The organism is Paenibacillus arenilitoris (assembly GCF_014705655.1).
In the GTDB taxonomy this organism is placed as follows: Bacteria; Bacillota; Bacilli; order Paenibacillales; family Paenibacillaceae; genus Pristimantibacillus; species Pristimantibacillus arenilitoris.
On record NZ_JACXIY010000010.1, the window covers coordinates 106,726 to 126,157 of the forward strand.

Annotated in this window: 12 protein-coding genes; all 12 read left to right on the forward strand. The window is 59.8% G+C overall.

Annotation, left to right across the window (positions count from 1 at the left end):
• The first annotated feature begins 300 nt into the window (after positions 1-300).
• The 12 genes from IDH41_RS08055 to IDH41_RS08110 all read left to right on the forward strand — a co-directional run bounded on the left by IDH41_RS08055 (position 301) and on the right by IDH41_RS08110 (position 19,432).
• Entirely contained in the window at positions 301-1,764 is a 1,464-nt protein-coding gene (locus IDH41_RS08055) for a DUF5605 domain-containing protein (protein ID WP_223829547.1), read from the forward strand.
• Positions 1,761-3,224 carry a DUF5060 domain-containing protein gene (locus tag IDH41_RS08060; RefSeq protein ID WP_190859894.1) on the forward strand — a complete coding sequence of 488 codons (1,464 nt, stop codon included), beginning with the start codon at positions 1,761-1,763 and terminating at the stop codon, positions 3,222-3,224. The genes IDH41_RS08055 and IDH41_RS08060 overlap by 4 nt, the downstream gene beginning before the upstream one ends.
• Positions 3,225-3,231: 7 nt before the next feature.
• The gene (locus IDH41_RS08065; protein ID WP_190859895.1) at positions 3,232-5,592 is read left to right on the forward strand and encodes a glycoside hydrolase family 95 protein; all 2,361 of its coding nucleotides are present in this window, start codon (positions 3,232-3,234) and stop codon (positions 5,590-5,592) included.
• Positions 5,543-8,746 (forward strand): glycoside hydrolase family 2 protein, encoded by a 3,204-nt coding sequence (locus IDH41_RS08070; RefSeq protein ID WP_223829548.1) that lies wholly within the window; start codon positions 5,543-5,545, stop codon positions 8,744-8,746. Before IDH41_RS08065 ends, IDH41_RS08070 begins: the two co-directional genes overlap by 50 nt.
• Positions 8,739-10,733, forward strand: coding sequence for an alpha/beta hydrolase family protein (locus IDH41_RS08075; RefSeq protein ID WP_223829549.1), 1,995 nt, complete (start codon positions 8,739-8,741; stop codon positions 10,731-10,733). Before IDH41_RS08070 ends, IDH41_RS08075 begins: the two co-directional genes overlap by 8 nt.
• Positions 10,734-10,768: 35 nt before the next feature.
• Positions 10,769-11,701, forward strand: a complete 933-nt coding sequence (gene dapA / locus IDH41_RS08080; protein ID WP_190859897.1) for a 4-hydroxy-tetrahydrodipicolinate synthase — start codon at positions 10,769-10,771, stop codon at positions 11,699-11,701.
• Positions 11,701-13,047 (forward strand): alpha-L-fucosidase, encoded by a 1,347-nt coding sequence (locus tag IDH41_RS08085; protein ID WP_223829550.1) that lies wholly within the window; start codon positions 11,701-11,703, stop codon positions 13,045-13,047. The genes dapA and IDH41_RS08085 overlap by 1 nt, the downstream gene beginning before the upstream one ends.
• 32 nt (positions 13,048-13,079) lie before the next feature.
• Positions 13,080-14,000, forward strand: a complete 921-nt coding sequence (locus tag IDH41_RS08090) for a pectinesterase family protein (RefSeq protein ID WP_190859899.1) — start codon at positions 13,080-13,082, stop codon at positions 13,998-14,000.
• Between the two features lie 33 nt (positions 14,001-14,033).
• On the forward strand, positions 14,034-15,545 hold the full coding sequence (locus IDH41_RS08095) for a pectate lyase (RefSeq protein ID WP_190859901.1): 1,512 nt from the start codon (positions 14,034-14,036) through the stop codon (positions 15,543-15,545).
• A gap of 647 nt (positions 15,546-16,192) precedes the next feature.
• A complete protein-coding gene (locus tag IDH41_RS08100) occupies positions 16,193-17,191 on the forward strand; it encodes a sialidase family protein (RefSeq protein WP_190859903.1) in 999 nt (332 codons plus the stop codon).
• Positions 17,188-18,789 carry a glycoside hydrolase family 28 protein gene (locus tag IDH41_RS08105; RefSeq protein WP_223829551.1) on the forward strand — a complete coding sequence of 534 codons (1,602 nt, stop codon included), beginning with the start codon at positions 17,188-17,190 and terminating at the stop codon, positions 18,787-18,789. Before IDH41_RS08100 ends, IDH41_RS08105 begins: the two co-directional genes overlap by 4 nt.
• Entirely contained in the window at positions 18,779-19,432 is a 654-nt protein-coding gene (locus tag IDH41_RS08110) for a glycoside hydrolase family 78 protein (RefSeq protein WP_190859906.1), read from the forward strand. The genes IDH41_RS08105 and IDH41_RS08110 overlap by 11 nt, the downstream gene beginning before the upstream one ends.

The following is a 19,432-nucleotide window of genomic DNA, read 5'->3' on the forward strand; positions in this document are numbered from 1 at the left end:
GATCTGCCCGATTGATCGATATCACCTATGTTGATCCTCGGGTCCGTATCGGTTTTACCTATTCCTGCACGATGGGGCGCTTCCGGCGCCCCATTTCTCTATGGAAACGGCGCCGGCGGCCGGTCCCGCGAAAGCACGAATCACCTATAGAATAAGCGATCATCACCTATAATCGGAGAATTCGGCAGCAGTATAATGAAACCATCGGATTACGTTACAGAATCGACAATAGCGCGTAAGATCCGCTTCTTATCGGTCATCAACGCGCGTCTATATCCCGGAAAGGAGTTGCTCATCGAATTGACGGAATTGCCGAAACCACCGACGAATGTGGAAAAATGGGGGATATTCGAGCTCAGCCTGTTCGGGCCGTCCGAAGGAAATCCGTATCAAGAGGTTCATCTGACCGCCCGTTTTCAGTATAAAAACCGGATCGTCGAGCCGGAAGGCTTCTATGACGGAAACGGCGTTTACCGCATCCGGTTCATGCCCGACGAAGTCGGCGTCTGGCGCTATATTACGTCTTGCAGCAGTCCCGAGCTGGACGGCCGTCACGGCGAGTTTACCTGCACGGAGCCGTCGCCCAGCAATCACGGACCGGTCAGGGTGAAGGACGGCTATCATTTCGCCTACGAAGACGGCACGGCGTATATGCCTTTCGGCACGACTTGCTACCATTGGACGCATCACGGCGATGAGCGGAACGAAGAACTGACGCTGCAAACGCTCGAGGCTTCTCCTTTCAATAAAGTCCGGATGTGCCTGCTTCCTACCCGCGGCATGAGGCCGCCCCGGATCGTCTTCGCCGGAACCGGTCCGGAGGATGCGGACCGGACGCGCTTCAATCCGGCGTTTTTCGCCCATTTGGAGAAGCGCATCGCGGATTTGGGCAGGCTTGGCATCGAAGCGGACCTCATTCTGTTCCACCCCTACGACAAAGGCGAATGGGGCTTTGACGGCATGGATCGGGAGTCCGACCAATACTACTTGCGCTACGTCATTGCCCGCTTGGCGGCGTTCCGCAACGTCTGGTGGTCCTTGTCCAACGAATATGACTTTAACAAATGCAAGACCGTGGAGGATTGGGACCGGCTGCTTCAATTCGTCCAGCGACGCGATCCTTACCGGCATCTTCGTTCGATCCACAACGGCACCAAAATGTACGAATCTTCTCCGCTGTACGATTTTTCAAAGCCGTGGATTACCCATCAGAGCATTCAGCATTGGGACCCCGAGCTGACGACGGAGTGGAGAAGGGCGAACCGCAAGCCGGTCGTTATCGACGAAATCTCTTACGAAGGCAACAGCCCCCGCAGATGGGGCAACATTTCCGGCGAGGAAATGACGCACCGCTTCTGGGAGACGATGGCCAGGGGCGGTTACGTCACCCACGGCGAGGCGTATATCGATCCGGATAAGCTGGCCTGGATTTCTTCCGGGGGCACGCTGCGTGGCGAAAGCGCGGAGAGAATGGCTTTCCTGCGCCGGATCATGGAGGAGGGACCCGCCGATTGGCTGCAGGCCGCCGAAGACGGCGACTATTATCTGAACTATTTCGGCCGCCATCAGCACGCCTACTGCGAGCTTTCTCTCCCTATGGGGGCGGAGTATGCCGTCGAGATCATCGACGCCTGGAAGATGACCGTCACTCCGCTATGCGGCACGTTCAGCGGCACAAGCCGGGTCGAGCTTCCGGGCAAGCCCTATACGGCGCTGCGCATACGCAAATCGGGACAGGCGGCAGGGAGAGAGGAGCGCGCATGAAGGCGATGAATGAAGTGGAACGCTGGGGAATATTCGAGCTGACGCTGAAGGGCCCGGCCGAAGGCAATCCGTTCGTCGAAACCAGGTTCGGCGCCCGGTTCATGCAAGGGCCGCAAGTTTATGAAGCCGAAGGCTTCTATGACGGCGGCGGAACGTATCGAGTCCGTTTCATGCCGGAGACGGCAGGGACCTGGACCTTTTCGACTTCGAGCTCCTGCAGGGAGCTGGACAAAATTACCGGACAATTCAAGGTTATGCCGGCGGCGGAAGGGAACCGCGGTCCGGTCCGGGTCAAGAACGAGACGAAATTCGGCTATGCGGACGGTACCCGCTACGCTCCGGTAGGCACAACCTGTTACGTCTGGCATTTGCAAAGCGACGAGCTGCAGGAACAAACGCTTCGTTCGCTGCAGGCCTCTCCCTTCAACAAAGTTCGAATGTGCGTATTCCCGAAATCGTATTTGTTCAATCATGCCGAACCCGCCTGCTATCCGTTCGAAGGATCGCCGCAGGAGGGCTTCGACCTGTCGCGGTTCAATCCGTCCTATTTCGCGCATTTGGAGCGGAGAATCAAGGACCTGTCGGAGCTCGGAATCGAGGCGGATCTGATTTTGTTCCATCCTTACGACAAGGGGCGATGGGGCTTCGACAGGATGTCGGCCGAACAGGACGAACGGTACCTGCGTTACGTCATGGCCAGGCTGTCCGCATTCCGCAACGTATGGTGGTCGCTGGCGAACGAGTACGATTTAATGACGGAGAAGACCGAAGAGGATTGGGACCGCTTCTTCCGCATCGTTCAGGAATACGATTACGGAACGCATCTGCGATCCATTCATAATTGCAGGGACCGTTACGATTACGGAAAGCCGTGGGTCACCCACATCAGTATGCAAACCGGCGATGTGAAAGCGGTTTCCTCTTTATCCAGAAACTATTTGAAGCCGGTCGTTGTCGATGAATGCGGCTACGAGGGGAACATCCATAAACGGTGGGGCAGTCTGACGCCGGAGGAAATGGTATGCCGGATATGGGAAGGGAATTTTCGGGGAGGATACGTGACGCACGGGGAGACCTATGCGCGCGGCGACTCCGTTCTATGGTGGGCCCATGGCGGAACGCTGCATGGCGAAAGCGTTCCGCGGATCGCGTTCATGAAACGGCTGCTGGAGGAGTCGCCCGAGGAAATTAAATACTGCACCGCCCGCCATGACGCTTCGACGCTGGAAATGGCCGGTGAGCATTATTTTCAATATTTCGGTCCGCACCGCTTCGCTTTCCGCGAGTTTACGCTGCCGGAAGGGATATACAAGGCGGAGCTGATCGATACCTGGAACATGACGGTTACGCCGATCGGCGAGCGGCTCGAAGGATCGTTCCGCATCGATTTGCCCGCCAAACTCTACTATGCTTTAAGAATTCAAAGAGTTGAGGTTGAGAACGCTGAGACGGGAGAGTGAAACGGCCTTGGACAAAACAAGAGAAGTCCTGCAACATTCGGCAAATAAGATTTGGTACGACAAACCGGCCAAAGTATGGGAGGAAGCGCTTCCGATCGGGAACGGACGTCTTGGGGCCATGATATTCGGGAAGGTGTATGCGGAACGTCTGCAGCTTAATGAAGACTCGGTGTGGTACGGAAGCGTGAAGAACGGCGACAACCCCGAGGCGAAGCGGTATTTGCCGGAAATACGCCGGCTGCTAAGAGAAGGCCGGCAGCAGGAAGCGGAAGAGCTGGCGCAGATGACGATGATGTCGATCCCGAAGTCGCTCAATCCGTATCAGCCGCTTGGCGATTTGAACCTTTACCATAACGGAGAGAAGGGCATGATCGCGGATTATTACCGGGATCTCGACATCGAGCACGGAATCGCCCGCGTCAACTATCGTCTGAACGGCGTCCGGTACGAGCGGGAAATGCTCAGCAGCTCGGTCGATCAAGTCATCGCCATTCGGATCGCGAGCGAGGTGCCCGGGGAGCTGAACCTGCGGTTTCAATTAAGCAGACGGCCTTTCGACGCCGGTACCGAGGCGCCCTCCGGCGACACGCTGCTGATGAAGGGGGAATGCGGGAAGGACGGCATCACGTTCTGCACGGCGCTCAAAGCGGTGTCGGGCAGAGGCTCGGTCCAGACGATCGGCGATTTCCTGCTTGTTCGTCACGCCGACGAAGTCACCTTGTACCTGTCCGCGGCAACGACGTTCCGCCACGAGAATCCGCAGGCGGAATGCGTCCGGCAGACGGAGGAGGCGGCCAGCAAAGGGTTCCGGAAAGTGAAGGAGGACCATGTCGGCGAGCATGCGTCCAAGTTCCGCCGCGTGGCGCTTAAGCTAGGGACGGAACAGGAAGCCGCCCGCGCGCAGTCCGTTCCGACGAACGTAAGGCTGGAGCGGTTCAAGGAAGGAAAAGCGGATCCGGCGCTTGCGGCGCTGTATTTCCAGTTCGGCCGTTATCTGTTGATGTCGAGCTCAAGGCCCGGCTGCAACCCCGCGAATTTGCAAGGAATCTGGAATGAAAGCTATACGCCCTCCTGGGAGTCTAAATATACGCTGAATATTAATACGGAGATGAATTATTGGCCGGCAGAGGTGTGCAACCTGGCCGAATGCCACGAGCCCTTGTTCGATTTGATCGAGCGAATGCGGGTTAACGGCAGAATAACGGCCTCGAAGGTGTACGGCTGCCGAGGCTTCGTCGCTCATCACAATACGGATATGTGGGGCTCGACCCAAATCGAGGGCAACTTCATCCCGGGGTCCATCTGGCCGATGGGAGGCGCTTGGTTGTCGCTGCACTTGTGGGAGCATTACCGCTTCGGGATGGACGAAGCTTTTCTAAGGGAACGGGCTTTTCCGGTCATGCGCGAGGCGGCTGCGTTTATACTGGACTATTTGACGGAGGATGAGCATGGCCGATTGCTCGCGGGCCCGTCCACGTCCCCCGAAAACCGGTTTATCCGTTCCAACGGCGCGATCGGGGCTCTCTGCATGGGTTCTTCCATGGATACCCAAATCGTCTACACGCTGCTGAGCGCATGTCTGGAGGCGGCGAAGCGGGTTCCGACGGATGAGGCGCTGCGCCGTCAATGGGAGGAGGTACGCGGCAGGCTGCCGAAGCCGCAGATCGGGAAGCGGGGGCTTCTGCAGGAATGGCTGGAGGATTGGGACGAAGCGAAGGCGGGCCATCGTCACATGTCCCATCTGTTCGGGTTATATCCGGGCGAAATCATCCACGTCCGGGATACGCCGGAGCTGGCCGAGGCGGCGCGCCGCTCGCTGGAGCGCCGAATCGACAACGGCGCCGCGCATACCGGCTGGAGCCTTGCCTGGGTAATCAATTTCTGGGCGCGGCTCGAAGAAGCGGAGAAGGCGTACGAGAGCGTGAAGCTGCTTCTATCCGATTCGACGCTCCCGAATTTATTCGATAACCATCCCCCGTTTCAAATCGACGGAAATTTCGGCGGGACGGCGGGCATTGCCGAAATGCTGCTGCAATCGCATCGCGGGGATTTGAACGTGCTGCCGGCGCTGCCGGATGCCTGGAAGCAAGGCAGCGTACGGGGGCTGCGGGCGCGAGGCGGATTTACCGTCGATCTGGAATGGGCGGAAGGCGAACTGACCGGCTGCCGCATTCAAGCGTCAAGAAGCGGGAAGTGCCGGATCGTATGCGCGCGTCCCCGCATGCCGCTTCATATTGCCGCGGACGGTCTGGCGGTCGCAAGCCGTTCGGACGGACCGGTTACGGAATTCGAGGCCGTAGCGGGAAATACTTATTTCCTTGAGCCGGAACGCATCGACCGTACCGTTCAAACCGTTCCGGGCGGCTGAAGAGGAGAACCATCAGAAAAAGGAGGACGAAGAGTTGGACCGGCATCGCCAGCATGACCCCTTCGCCGAAATCGCTTTCCGCGAACACCCGGCTTACGATCAATCCATTCACGAAATTCCGCCCATCGCCTATGAGACCGTTTATTTTACACCGGGGAAGGAGATGGCGGATAAGCCGAAGGAGATAACCTATGAAGAGAGCTTGTCCGGCTTTCGCGAGCGGCTGCGGGAGCTTCGCGGCCGTTACGCTCCTTTTCTGCGAAATCTGACGCCGGATCCCGGCATTCGCCGCGGCCAGCAGCCGTTGACCGAGTTCCTGTTCCGTTACCGGACGGAGGAGGACAAGCGGGGGTTCCGGCGCGTATTGGAAGGAAGCGGCGAGTGGGAGAAGGTATCGATTCCGGATTTCCGGGGACCGACCGACGAAGAGGGCCGATGGACCGGTTATTACCGCGCCGAATTCGAATACGGCCCGAACGGTTCCGGCAACCGGGTCTTCATCCGGTTTGACGGCGTCGATTACAAAGCTACCGTATACTTGAACGGCAAATGCCTGGGCAGCCACGAAGGCTTCTTCTCGCCGTTCGATTTCGATGTGACGGAGCTGCTTCAGGCGGAAAATACGCTCGTCGTCGAGGTGCAGAACGACTACCCGATGATGGGTGTCGGAGGCTCCCAGCTCGACGGGGACAAAATTTACGCGGCGACCGGTCCGGGCTGGGACGACCCGGAAAGCGGCTGGCACCACTGCCCGCCCGGCGCGGGCATTTACGGCGCCGTCTATCTGGAAGAGCGGCCGCCGCTCTACATTCACGATTTATTCGTCAGACCCGATATCGACGGGGGAAGCGCGGAAATTTGGATCGATGCGGTGAATGCGACGGATGGGCTGATCGAGGATGCGGAGCTTCTGGTCGATATCCTGCCGAAAAATTTCACCGGCGAAGCATTCGGACCGTTTCGCTTCAAAGCGGCGTACGCGGGTCCGGGCTTCAATTATTTCCGGTACCGGATCGAGCTCCCTTCCTTCAAGCTGTGGGAGCCGGAATCGCCGTTTCTGTACGTGGCCCGGGTTCGGCTCGAGCCGAGCGGCGGGCGTCCGGACGTCCGCGACCGCCAGTTCGGCATGCGGAAGTTTCATCAGGACGAACAATCGGTGCCGAAAGGTACGCTGTATTTGAACAACCGCCCGGTCATCCTGCGGGGCGCCAACGAGATGGGGCATTTGCAGCAGTGCGTCATGCAAAACGATACCGGGCAATTGATCGACGATATCCTAATCGCCAAAATGGCCAATCTGAACTTTTACCGCATTACGCAGCGGCCGGTTCAGGAACAAATTTACGACTACCTCGACATGCTCGGAATGATGCATCAGTGCGATTTGCCGACATTCGGCTTTATCCGCCGCAACCAGTTTTGCGAAGCGGTCCGGCAGACGGCGGAGATGGAGAGGCTGATCCGCAGCCATCCGTCCTCCATTATGGTATCGCTCATTAACGAGCCTTCGCGGACGGAGAAAAGAAGGAAGGGGCACCGCTTCCTGCACCGGGATGAATTGGAGGCGTTCTTCGTCGCGGCCAGACAGGCGATCTATATCGAAAACCCGGACCGCGTCGTGAAAAACACGGACGGCGACTACAATCCGCCGACGCGCGAGGGGCTTCCCGATTTTCACTGCTACAACATGTGGTACACGGACAATATGATGACCGTCGGCAAAATGCACAAAGGCTTCCTGCCCCCGATCAAAGAGGGGTGGAAGGCGGGATGCGGCGAGTACGGAACCGAAGGGCTGGACAATCTCGAGGTCATGCTGAAGCGGTATCCGCGGGAATGGCTTCCGTCCGGCTTGCAGGACCCGTGGTCGCCGGCCGAAATCGTCAAAGCGCAAACGTACGCGCTGCACGGGGATTGGTTCGCGGAGCAGCAAACGATCGCCGATTGGATCCGCGCCAGCCAGCGGCATCAAAGCCTGGCGACCAAATGGATGACCGATGCCTGGAGAAGGAGAGCCGATTATATCGTCTCCACCGCCATCCATTTGCTGATCGACGCCTGGCCGGCCGGCTGGATGAAGGCGCTCGTCGGCGTGGACCGGATACCGAAGCCCGCCTATTTCGTCTATCAAGCCTGTCTGGAGCCGGTGCGCGTTCATTTGCGGAGCGACCGATACAAGGCATACGCAGGCGAACGGCTGGAGGTGGAGGCCTGGCTGCTGAACGATTCGTCGCGGACGCTGGACGGCTGCCGCATCATCGCGACGCTGAGGGACGAAACGCGCGATTACGGTCATTTTGAACTATCGGCCTGCGGCGTTCCGCATACGTCTTCGCGGTATGCGGGCACGATCCGGATCGACGTGCCTGAGCCGGCGGCAGGCAGGGGAGTGCTATACGTAGACGCCTGTCTTCTGAACGAACGAGGGGAAACGGTGAACGCGGAACGGTTCACATTCGAAGCATTCGCTTCAGTCGCTTCGCCGGAAGCCGGGGCGGCGCCTTCGGTCGCTTGTCTCGGAGACGGGGCGGAGCGGCTATGCGCCCGTCTCCGTCTATCCGCAGAACCGTATGACGCAGGGCGCTGGACGGACAGCGGCATACCTCTTGTCGTATCCTCCGGCAAGCTGTTCGAAGCGAGCAAGACGATCATTTTGGAGAGGGTGAAGGAAGGGGCGGCGGTCGTGCTCCTCCGGGATGGCGACGATGAGCCGGATACATGGGACATCGCAGGTTCTCCCGTCCGAACGGTCAAGATGAAAAACCGGTACGTACTGGCGGCGGCGTCCGGCAGGCCGGAGCTGGAAGGGCTGCGGGAGGACGATTTCTCCTATTTCTACGAGGCGGGCAAAGACCGGATCGAAGGGATAGCCGACTGCCATCTGGAAGGCGAAGGGCTTGAGGCGCTCATTTTCAGCTGTTATTACAGCCGCTCCAAGCAGGAGAAAGGAACGCTCCCGGTCGTTGCGGCGAAACGTTACGGAAACGGCGTTCTCCGCTTTGTCGCGCTGCCGCTGGACGGAAAGGCGGGCTATAATCCGACGCTGGATCGACTGCTGCGCGCGCTGCTTCAGCGTCCTGCCGCGCAACCGGACGACAGCGCGGCCGCAGCATTGGTCAATGGCGGCAGCGAGGAGTTGAACCGGATTGTTTAGCAAATGGGAAAACCAGCCGATTTCGGGTTTTGACGCGAAAAGCATGCTGCCGCGCTGGACGTACGAAAGGGCCATGCAAGCCTCTATCGAAGGGGAGCGGGAACGAGACGCCATCAAGAGCATCGCCGATCTGGAACGGCGTCAAAGGGCGATCCGCGAAGGAATCGAGCGATGCATCGGCGGCATGCCGGGCAGCGATACGCCGCTTAACCCGCGCACGGCCGGAACGGTCCGCGGCAACGGCTTCCGCGTCGAGAAGGTGATCTTCGAATCGAGGCCGTCCGTCTACGTGACGGCAAATGTCTACATCCCGGACGGAATCCGGGAGCCTCGGGGCGCGGTGCTGCTGCTCTGCGGCCACCGCGAGAAGGCGAAGCATTGCGACGAATACCAGACCGCCTGTCATTACCTCGTCCATTCGGGACTTGTCGTCCTGTCGGTCGATCCGACGGGACAAGGGGAGCGGTTCAACCGCTATGACCCCGCATCGAAGCAGGCCGGCATGACAAGCGTGCGGGATCATGAGAACGCCGGCCGCCAATGTCTCCCGCTCGGGGACAGCCTGGCGCGTTATATGCTTCATGACGCCGTAAGGGCGATCGATTATTTATGCACCCGGCCGGAGGTCGATCCGAACCGGATCGGGGTAACCGGACATTCCGGGGGAGGCATGCAGACGTCGCTTGTGATGATGTACGACCGCCGCATTGCCGCGGCCGCCCCCGGCGGCTTCATCATGAACCGGCCCTGGTTTCTGCTTACCGGCAAAACGCAGGACGCCGAGCAGAAGTGGCCCGGCTTCTCGGCGCTCGGCTTCGACCATGAGGATATTTTGCTCGCCATGGCGCCCAGACCGGTGCTCGTCCTTGCCACGACGTACGATTCCGTTCCGATCGAGGGACCCCGGCATACGGTTGCCGTTAACCGGAGGTTCTGGGAATTGTCCGGACACGGCGAGAGGATCGGGCTCGCCGAGGATGCGAACGCGCACCGGTTCACCGTGCCTCTGATCCGGGCGGCCGCGAGCTTTTTCTCCGCCCATCTGCTGGGCGCTTCCGCCGTTCCGCCGGATGACCGGATCGAGCTGCTCCCGGCCGAGCGGCTGCTCTGTACCCGCAGCGGTCAAGTCATCGGGGAGCTGGAGCAGGCGAAGTCGATCTACGATGAGAATGCGCAGCGGCTGTCGCAGCTTGAGGCGGCGAGACATGCTATGCCGGAAGGTGAACGAAGAAGCCGGTCGATCGACTGGCTGAGAGCCGCCGTACAGGCGGGCCGGCAGCCGGCCGATCCGAATCCGCGGTATGCGGGAGGCGGCGAGGCGGAAGGCTTGCAGGTCAGCCGCATCGTCTGGTGGAGTCAGCGGGGGCTGCTTAATCATGCCCTGCTGTTCGCCGGCGGACGGCAGGCAGACTGCAAACGGCCCGTCACGATCGCGATTTGGGACCGGGGGACGAACAGCCTCGAGCCGCATGCCTCTTGGATTAGAGAGGTATGCGAATCGGGCAGAACGGCGATGGTTCTCAATCCGACCGGCGTCGGGCCGCTGCTGCCGCATCTGGACGCGCCGGACGACGACCCGTACAAGATGTTCGGGGCGCTCGACAAGCATACGGATGAATTAATGTGGCTTGGCGACAGCATGGCGGCGGTGCGCGTCCATGATATGCTTCGCGCGGCGGAAGTCGCGCGCGGCTCGGCTCTCCTGGACGGAGAGAACATCGAGCTGTACGGCTTCGGGCGATATGCCGTATACGCCGGATTGGCCGCGCTGCTCGATCCCCGGATCCGGGGCGTCCGGATGGAACGCCCTTTCCGCAGCCTGGCGGAGTGGGTTCGTAATCCGGATTATGATCCGGAGGACTCGCTCAGCTTTATCGTACCCGGCATGCTGCGGTTGTTCGATCTTCCGGACATGGACAGGTGGCTTGCCGAAGAGGGGCGTTTGATCGGCGGGCCGGCGATTAGAGGTCGAAACCCGCATAGCTGACGGCTCAACGAAATGAAACGAAAGGAGAGGATGACGTGACACTGCTTCAAGGCGTTATCCCCGTACTCATGACCCCGTTTACGGAACGGGAGGAATTGAACGAACGGGTGCTTCGCCAATATATCCGCCGCTATTTGAGCGCCGGCGTTCACGGTCTCTTTTGCCTCGGGACGAACGGGGAGTTTTTCTCGCTTACGGAGGAGGAAAAGATCCGGATCGTGGAAATCGCCGTGGAGGAGGCGAAGGGCAAGGTTCCGATTTATGCGGGCACGGGCGGCATCAGCACGAAAGAAGTCGTACGGCTGTCGGAGAAAATGGAGGAGCTCGGCGCGGACGCGCTGTCGGTCATTACGCCGTACTTTCTCCCGCTCACCCAAGACGAGCTGCTCGGCCATTACCGGAGCGTCGCCGCCTCGGTGTCGCTGCCGATCGTGCTGTACAATTTTCCCGCCCGTACGGGCCTCGCCATCGAGTCGGAGACGGTCGCGGAGCTGGCGAAAATACCGAATATCGTCGCGATCAAGGACAGCAGCGGCAGCTTTGAATTAATCGAGCAATATATAGCGGCGGCGGGACCGGATTTTGCCGTGCTGGCGGGCTCGGACGCCCTGCTTCTGAAGACGCTGCAGGCAGGCGGCAAAGGCGGCGTCAGCGGCTCCGCCAACGTGCTGCCGGAGCTGATGGTATCGATTTACGAGCACTGGCGGAGCGGCAATATCGAAGCGGCCGGGGCGGCGCAGGCGCTGCTTCAGCCATTGTCGCAGGCCTACCGGATGTCGACGCTGCCTTCCGTATTCAAGGAGGCGATGAATCGGATGGGACTGGAAGCGGGGCCGTGCCGGTCGCCGATCGGCCCGCTGCCCGCGGAAGCCTCGGAGGAGCTTGACCGCGTGCTCCGCCATTACCGGGAGCTTGGCCATATTCACGGGGAGCCGAACGATCGGTTCGCCGGAAGGAGGCGTTCATGATGAAGGAGCCGGGAGAGTCCGCAACGATGACGGCGCCGGGCAGCGATTCGGATATGCTGCGGACGACGGGCGACAGCGGCTGGTTTACGCAGGACCGGTTCGGTTTGTTTATTCACTGGGGGCTCTATTCCATGGGCGCAAGACATGAATGGATGCAGGCCCGCGAACGGCTGAGCCCGGAGAAATACGGCAAATATTTCAATCGATTCGATCCCGATCTGTACGACCCGAACCTGTGGGCGGAGCTCGCCTCGGAAGCCGGCATGAAATATATGGTCGCGACGACCAAGCATCACGAGGGCTTCTGCCTGTGGGACAGCGCCCATACCGCATATAAGGCGACGAATACGCCAGTCGGGCGCGATCTGCTCTCGCCGATGATCGAAGCGTTCCGCGAGCGGGGCATGCGCATCGGATTGTACCATTCGCTGATCGATTGGCATCATCCGCACTATACCGTCGATCCGAAGCATCCGCTGCGCTTTGATCCGTTGTTTATCGAAGCGAGCAAGCGGCGGGATTTCGCGCAGTACCGGGCCTATCTGCATGCGCAGACGAAGGAGCTGCTGACCGGGTTCGGCAAGATCGACCTGCTGTTTTACGATTTCTCGTTTCCCGAGGAAGGCGGACTGCCCGGCAAGGGCAAGGAGGATTGGGGCAGCGAGGAGCTCGTTCGGATGATCCGGACGCTGCAGCCGCAAATTTTGCTCAACGACCGGCTCCAGACCGGCGGGGACATCACGACGCCCGAGCAATATATGCCGAGGGAATGGGTGAAGGTGGACGGCAAGCGGGTCGTATGGGAGACGTGCCATACGTTCAGCGGCTCGTGGGGCTATTACCGCGACGAGGAATCGTGGAAAAGCGTGGACACGCTCGTCAAGATGCTGATCGACGCCGTCAGCAAGGGCGGCAACTTGCTGCTGAACATCGGACCGAACGCGCGCGGGGAAATCGACGAGCGCGCGGTCGACCGCCTGAAGGGCATCGGGAAATGGATGAAGCGCCACGGCCGTTCCATTTACGGCTGCACCGCGGCCCCCGAAACTTTCGAGTGCCCGCAGGACTGCCGTCTGACCTACAATCCTTCGACGAACCGGATGTACGTGCACGTCTACAGCTGGCCGTACAAAAGCATCCACTTGAAGGGATTTGCCGGCAAGGTGGAATACGCTCAGCTGCTTAATGACGCTTCGGAAATCAGGTTCAAGGAAGGCGTCGTAGCAAGCAGCATGGTCAACGGGGCGTACCGCGAGGGCAGAGACGAATCGACGCTCTCGCTGTCGATTCCGGTCAAGAAGCCGAATGTGACCGTACCGGTCATTGAATTGTTCTTGAAGCCATAGCCATCAGACTGTCTAGGGAAGGAGATGAACGAATGGCGAGGATTGTCGTGGATTGGCGCGGGAGCGGGGATTTCCGAACCGTGCAGGAGGCGGTCATGGCGGCTCCGGAGCATTCGGAGGAGCGAACCGTCATTGAAATCCGCAAAGGGCTCTACGAAGAGAAAATCATCGTTCCGGACAGCCGGAAGTCGATCAGCTTCATCGGCGAAAGCCGGGAGGGCACCGTGCTCGTTTCTTCCGATTATGCCAATATGCCGGGACCGGACGGTCAGAAGCTGGGCAACGAGAGGTCCGCAAGCACGTTCGTATACGCCGACGATTTCTATGCGGAGCGGCTGACGTTCTCCAACCAGGCGGGCTTGTACAAAGGGCAAGCGGTCGCGCTTGCCGTCTCCGGCGACAGAGCCGTCTTCCGCGACGTGTGCATTCGCGGAAATCAGGACACGTTGTATACGCCGGGGCAAGGACGGCAGTATTACGAGAACTGCTTCATCGAGGGAACCGTCGATTTCATCTTCGGTTCGGCGACGGCCGTGTTCGAGGGTTGCGAGCTGCACAGTATCCGAAGACATAACGGCTACGTAACGGCGGCTGCCACAACGGAGGAGCAGCCTTACGGCTACGTGTTTATTAACTGCAAGCTGACCGGCGCCGCGCCCGAGCATACCGTTTCGCTCGGAAGGCCGTGGAAGCCTTATGCCAAGGTGGTGTTCATCGATTCGTGGATGGATCGCCATATCCGGCCCGAGGGATGGGACAATTGGCGGGACACGGAACGGGAGAGAACGGCCACGTTCGCGGAGTATGGCAGCAAAGGGCCCGGCGCGCGGCCGGCGGAGCGGGCTTCGTGGGCCAAAAAGCTCGGAAGGCCGGAAGCCGGGGGCATAAAGGCTGCCGCGCTGCGGGGAAGCGACGGCTGGGATCCGGCGATGACGGTTACTTCAAACGCATAACGAATACGATGCGGGGCGAAGGAGGAGGAGCGCATGTCGATAGCAAGCGGGCGCGCGGGAGAACTGCTGAAGGCGGCGGTCAATCATGCGGATTATGTGCTGGAGCGCGCGGCAGACCGTACCGGCAAGACGCCGTTGTTCGTCAATGCGTTGGATGCGGATAACGGGGAGCCTGCGTGCCACGATTATGACCATGTGGACCGGACAGCGATGCTGTCCAGTCCGGCCAGCCAGCAAAATTGGCTTCGGACGCTTGCCGCTTTGTCCGCCTTAACCGGACAATCCGCGTACAGGGAGGCGGCCGAAGACGTCTTCCGGTATATGCTGAAGGAGCAGACGGATCGGAACGGTCTTATTTACTGGGGCGGCCATACCTCGTACGATTTGGAAGAGCGGCGTGTGGCGTTCGCCTCCGATAAAGCCCGTGTGCACGAGCTCAAATGCCATTACCCGGATTACAACCTGATGTGGAACGCCGACCGTTCCGGCACGAAACGCTACATCGAAGCGGTATGGAACGCCCATATTATCGACTGGAGCAATCTGGACTTCAACCGCCACGGTCCCTACGACGCGCCGCCCGGAGCGCTGTGGGCGAACGGTTACGAGGATGGGGACGTTTTTTTCTGGGGCGGCGGCCTTACGTTCGTCAATGCGGGCAGCGACCTGTATTACGGCGCGGCGATGCTGGCGAAATTGACGGGCGAAGACGCTCCGCTCGAGTGGGCGATGCGGCTGGCGGAACGATATGCGCAGACTCGCCGGAGCGGCGTCGGAATCAGCGGCTACCAATTCAGCCAGTCGGCTTCGGCATGGTGCGACGGCCCGGCGATACGCGGCGATCGGGCGCAGTATCAGCTGGCGCCGTTGATTCCGGAAGGCCGCCCGGTATACGAGAGCACCTTGTTTAAGCCGCGTCCCGCCGTTCAGCGGTGCCAGCTAGCGATCGGGGAAGCGCTGGGCGATCGGGGAAGACCGTTTCTGGATTGGTCTTGCGGGGAGATGGCCGCCTGGGGACGGACGGCTTACCGCGGCGAAGACAACAGCTTCGTTCCGATGCTGACCGACGGATGGAGCCTGGAGGGACTGACGCTGGACAGGAACGGCTATTTCGGCCGGAAAGGAACGGTGTTCAAGGCCATTCCGGCAGGTCCGGAGTTTTTCTGGATGTACGCGATGGGGTACCGGCTGTCGGGAGATCCGTTTCTTTGGACAATGGTCCGGAATATCGCGGCCGGACTCGGCTTCGGAGATATCGGCGAGCCGGACGGGGGAAGGCGCGGAGCGAAGCTGCCGGGTCCGGCGACCGGCGATCACCGCATCCTGTTCGGCATGCTTGAGCTGCACAAAGCAACGGGCCGGGATTGCTTTCTCAGCATGGCGAACCAGACGGCGAACCAATTGCTGGGCGCCCGTTATCGCAAGGGACGGTTCGTAACGGGGGGCAAAGTGCTGATCAACGATCCGGCGCCGCTCGCCCTCCTTCATCTGGTGTCCGCCGAAACGAATGCCGGCGACGGCCTTCCCAGCGTATTCCAAACCTAGGTCGATGGAAGGCGACCGTCCCCAAAGGCCGTGAATCGACATGAGAGACAGCCCTGTTTGGCTTCGACGGCCATGAGACGGCCATGAGACGACCATGAGACGGCCATGCTAATTTCAAAAAATGAAACTAAATTGCTCTTACCTTCACGTACTCCTAATTTAGTTTCAGTATTTGAAATTAAACGGTTCATTACGCGTTACACCTTTCGATATAAGCCGATTTAGTTGCAAAATTTGAAACTAAACGACCGCGAGGCCTCCTTCTTTCGTATTTTCTTTCAATTTTTGAAATTAAAAAGTAAACCTGGAGAGGTTGGATGCCTTTCGCTCGCCCACAATTTTGCGAAGGGAAAAGGCGGCAATCGGCCAATCACCAGTAATGGCGGTGCAGGAATGACTTCCCTGGCACCGCCATTTCTTTAATTCCGCCGATTTTTTCGTCAAGCGAGCTGTCTCATCTAGCCGCTTGTGCGCCAGCCGTGCAGAATATCCCTATAGATACGGCGGATTCCGCCTAAAAACCGCTTTTTTCCCCACGTTATAATGAATAGCAAGCAGGAGAAGCATGTTAATCTCCTGCAAGGAAGCGAAGTCAGAGGGTGGAATCCGGCCGGCGACCCAAAAAGCCGGTTAAAGGAGCGGACGCTATGATCGCGTATGGCGAAGTAACGAAGGAATACCTTTTTGAAGAAGATCGGCCTTTCCGCAGCTGTCACGCCTCCACGCTCGTCGCGCTGCCGGACGGGACGGTCGTTGCGGCCTGGTTCGGCGGCTCCCGCGAAGGCGCGGGAGACGTCGCGATCTGGGCATCCCGGCGGGCGGACGGCGTCTGGACGGAGCCGCGGAAGCTGGCGGACAAGGAAGGAATGCCGCATTGGAATCCCGTCCTGTTCCGCAGAGACGACGGAACAATTCTGTTATTTTATAAAATCGGCGAACGCATTTCCTCATGGACGACGATGGTCATGACGTCCCCGGACGGCGGATTAACGTGGACGGAACCGAAGCCGCTTGTCGAGGGGGATACCGGGGGAAGAGGCCCGGTGAAGAACAAGCCGATCGTCCTGGCGGACGGCACGATCGCGGCGCCGGCGTCCTTGGAGCCCGACTGGGACGCCTTCGTCGATCTGTCCATAGACGGGGGAGATACGTGGACCCGCAGCGCAACGGTCCCGCTTGACCACGGCGCGCTGCTCGGGAAAGGGATCATTCAGCCCGCCCTGTGGGAATCGGCTCCGGGCACCGTCCATATGCTGACCCGAAGCACGGAAGGTGCCGTCTACCGGAGCGACTCCGAAGACGGAGGGAAAACGTGGCGTCCGGCTTACGCGACGGACCTTCCGAACAATAACAGCGGGCTCGATCTCGTCAAGACCGACGGCGGCTTGCTGGCACTCGTATACAATCCCGTACGTCCGGAGGCGGGCAGCACCAAGGGGCCGCGTACGCCGCTCGTCTTGCGGCTGTCCGGCGACAACGGACAGACCTGGCAGCACGAGCTGCTGCTCGATCAGGGCGAGAAACAATATTCCTATCCGGCCGTCGTAGCGATGGGGAATGTTCTGTATGTGACTTATACATGGAAAAGGGAGCGGATTGCTTTCTACCGGATCGAGCTGCTTCTTGGGAAGGGGGAACCGCATTGAACCGAGCGAGTGCAACCGGGACCGGCCCGCAGACGCATCGGCAGCCGGAGATGCCGACATTTCCGGAGAAGCGGTATTCGATTCTAGAATTCGGCGCAGTCGGCGACGGCGCAACGATGAATACCGAAGCGGTTAACCGGGCGATCGAAACCTGCTCCTCCGAGGGCGGAGGAACGGTCGTTATTCCTCCGGGCATTTGGCTTACCGGACCGATTCGGCTGCAAAGCGGCGTCAACCTGCATGCGCAGCAGGGAGCGCTTGTGCTGTTCAGCCGCAATTTCGACGATTATCCGCTTATTCCCACCAGCTACGAAGGCATTCGAACGGTACGCTGCATGTCGAACCTCTATGGGGAGAACCTGACCGATGTCGCCATTACGGGCGAAGGGATCTTCGACGGCTCCGGCGATGCTTGGCGGCCGGTCAAACGAATGAAGATGACGGAGCACCAGTGGAAGGCGTTAACGTCCTCCGGCGGCGTAACCGATCCGACGGGCCGGATGTGGTGGCCGACGGAGAAGGCTATGCAAGGGGCCTCGACCGCCAAGCGCTTGCTTGCCGAAGGAGAGCGGCGGACGGAAGCCTTCGAGGAGGCGCGCGACTTTTTGCGGCCGGCGCTGCTGCAGCTGGACCGGTGCACGCGCGTGCTGCTGGACGGACCGACCTTTCAAAACTCGCCAAGCTGGTGCCTGCATCCATGGCTTTGCGAGCATGTGACCGTTCGGAACGTGCATGTGAAAAATCCATGGTACTCGCAAAACGGAGACGGGCTCGATCTGGATTCCTGCCGCTATGTCGACGTATCGGATTCGCGGTTCGACGTGGGCGACGACGCCATCTGCATCAAATCGGGCAAGGATGCGGACGGGCGGGAGCTTGGCGTGCCGTGCCAGGATATCGTCATCCGCGGCTGCGTCGTTTATCACGGTCACGGCGGCTTCGTCATCGGCAGCGAAATGTCCGGCGGCGTACGGAATGTCAGCATCTCGGACTGCTTGTTCATTGGAACCGATTCGGGCCTCCGCTTCAAAAGCGCAAGAGGACGAGGGGGCGTCGTGGAGAAAATCCGGATCCGCAACATCCGGATGACCGGCATTCCGAAGGCCGCGATCACGTTCAGCATGTTCTACGGCCACGGAGGCGCAGATCGGCCGGCCGCGGAGGAGGTATCTGCCAAGACGCCCGCCTTCCGCGATTTTCAGATCGAGCATATAAGGTGTATCGGCGCCCATCGAGCGATCGAGCTGAAAGGGCTTCCGGAGATGCCCGTCGAGAACATCCGTTTCGAGCATATCGACATCAAGGCCACGAAAGGCATCTCGCTGGAAAATGCGCGGGACGTTCGCTTCGCGGACGTATCCGTCACCCCGATGGAGGGGCCGCTGTTCTCCTTGCAGGCATGCTCGGACATCCGGATCGAGCGGACGAAACGCCCCGCTGCCGGCCAATTGTATATGGAGGCCGGCGGAGCGGAGACGTCCGGCATCGAGATTCGCGGTATCGCGGGGGAGGCGTACGAAGTAAATGGCGCGCGGGAAACGGACGCCTCGCAAATTCGAATATACCCGGAAGAGGCTCGGGAAAGCCATGACGATTAAGATCGGCAGCTTGTTGACGGAATATGCGGATGCTCCGCTCGGGATCGATACGCGCCGTCCCCGGCTGAGCTGGAAGCTCGAGTATGAGGAACGCGGACAGCTTCAAACCGCCTACAGGGTGCTTGTCGCCGCAAACCCGCGCGAGCTGGAACAGGATAAGGGAGACATGTGGGACAGCGGGCGAATCGAGTCCGGCCAATCCGTACATGTTCATTATGAAGGAAGCCCGCTTGCATCCGGTGCGCACTATTATTGGAAAGTACGCGTGTGGGATAAGCAGAATGTTCCCTCCGAATGGAGCCGGGCGTCCTCGTGGTCCATGGGGCCGCTCGATCAAGCCGATTGGTTGGCGAAGTGGATCGGCTTGGAGGTGCCGCATTCCGACGAATACCGTCCCGTCGCCTATTTGCGTAAACCATTGGATATCGGCAAGCCCGTCAAGCGGGCCATCGTACATGCCACGGCCCTGGGCTTATACAGGCTGTTTATCGGCGGCCGCTGCAGGTCCGCATTCCGGTCAATACGACCGCTTCCGTTCGTCTCCCGGGGGCTGAGGGCCCGGTGGAAATCGGCGCCGGGGCTTACGAATTCAAGACCATGTTATAGAGGAATGATTCGCCGAATATCGGCGTTGATGACATAA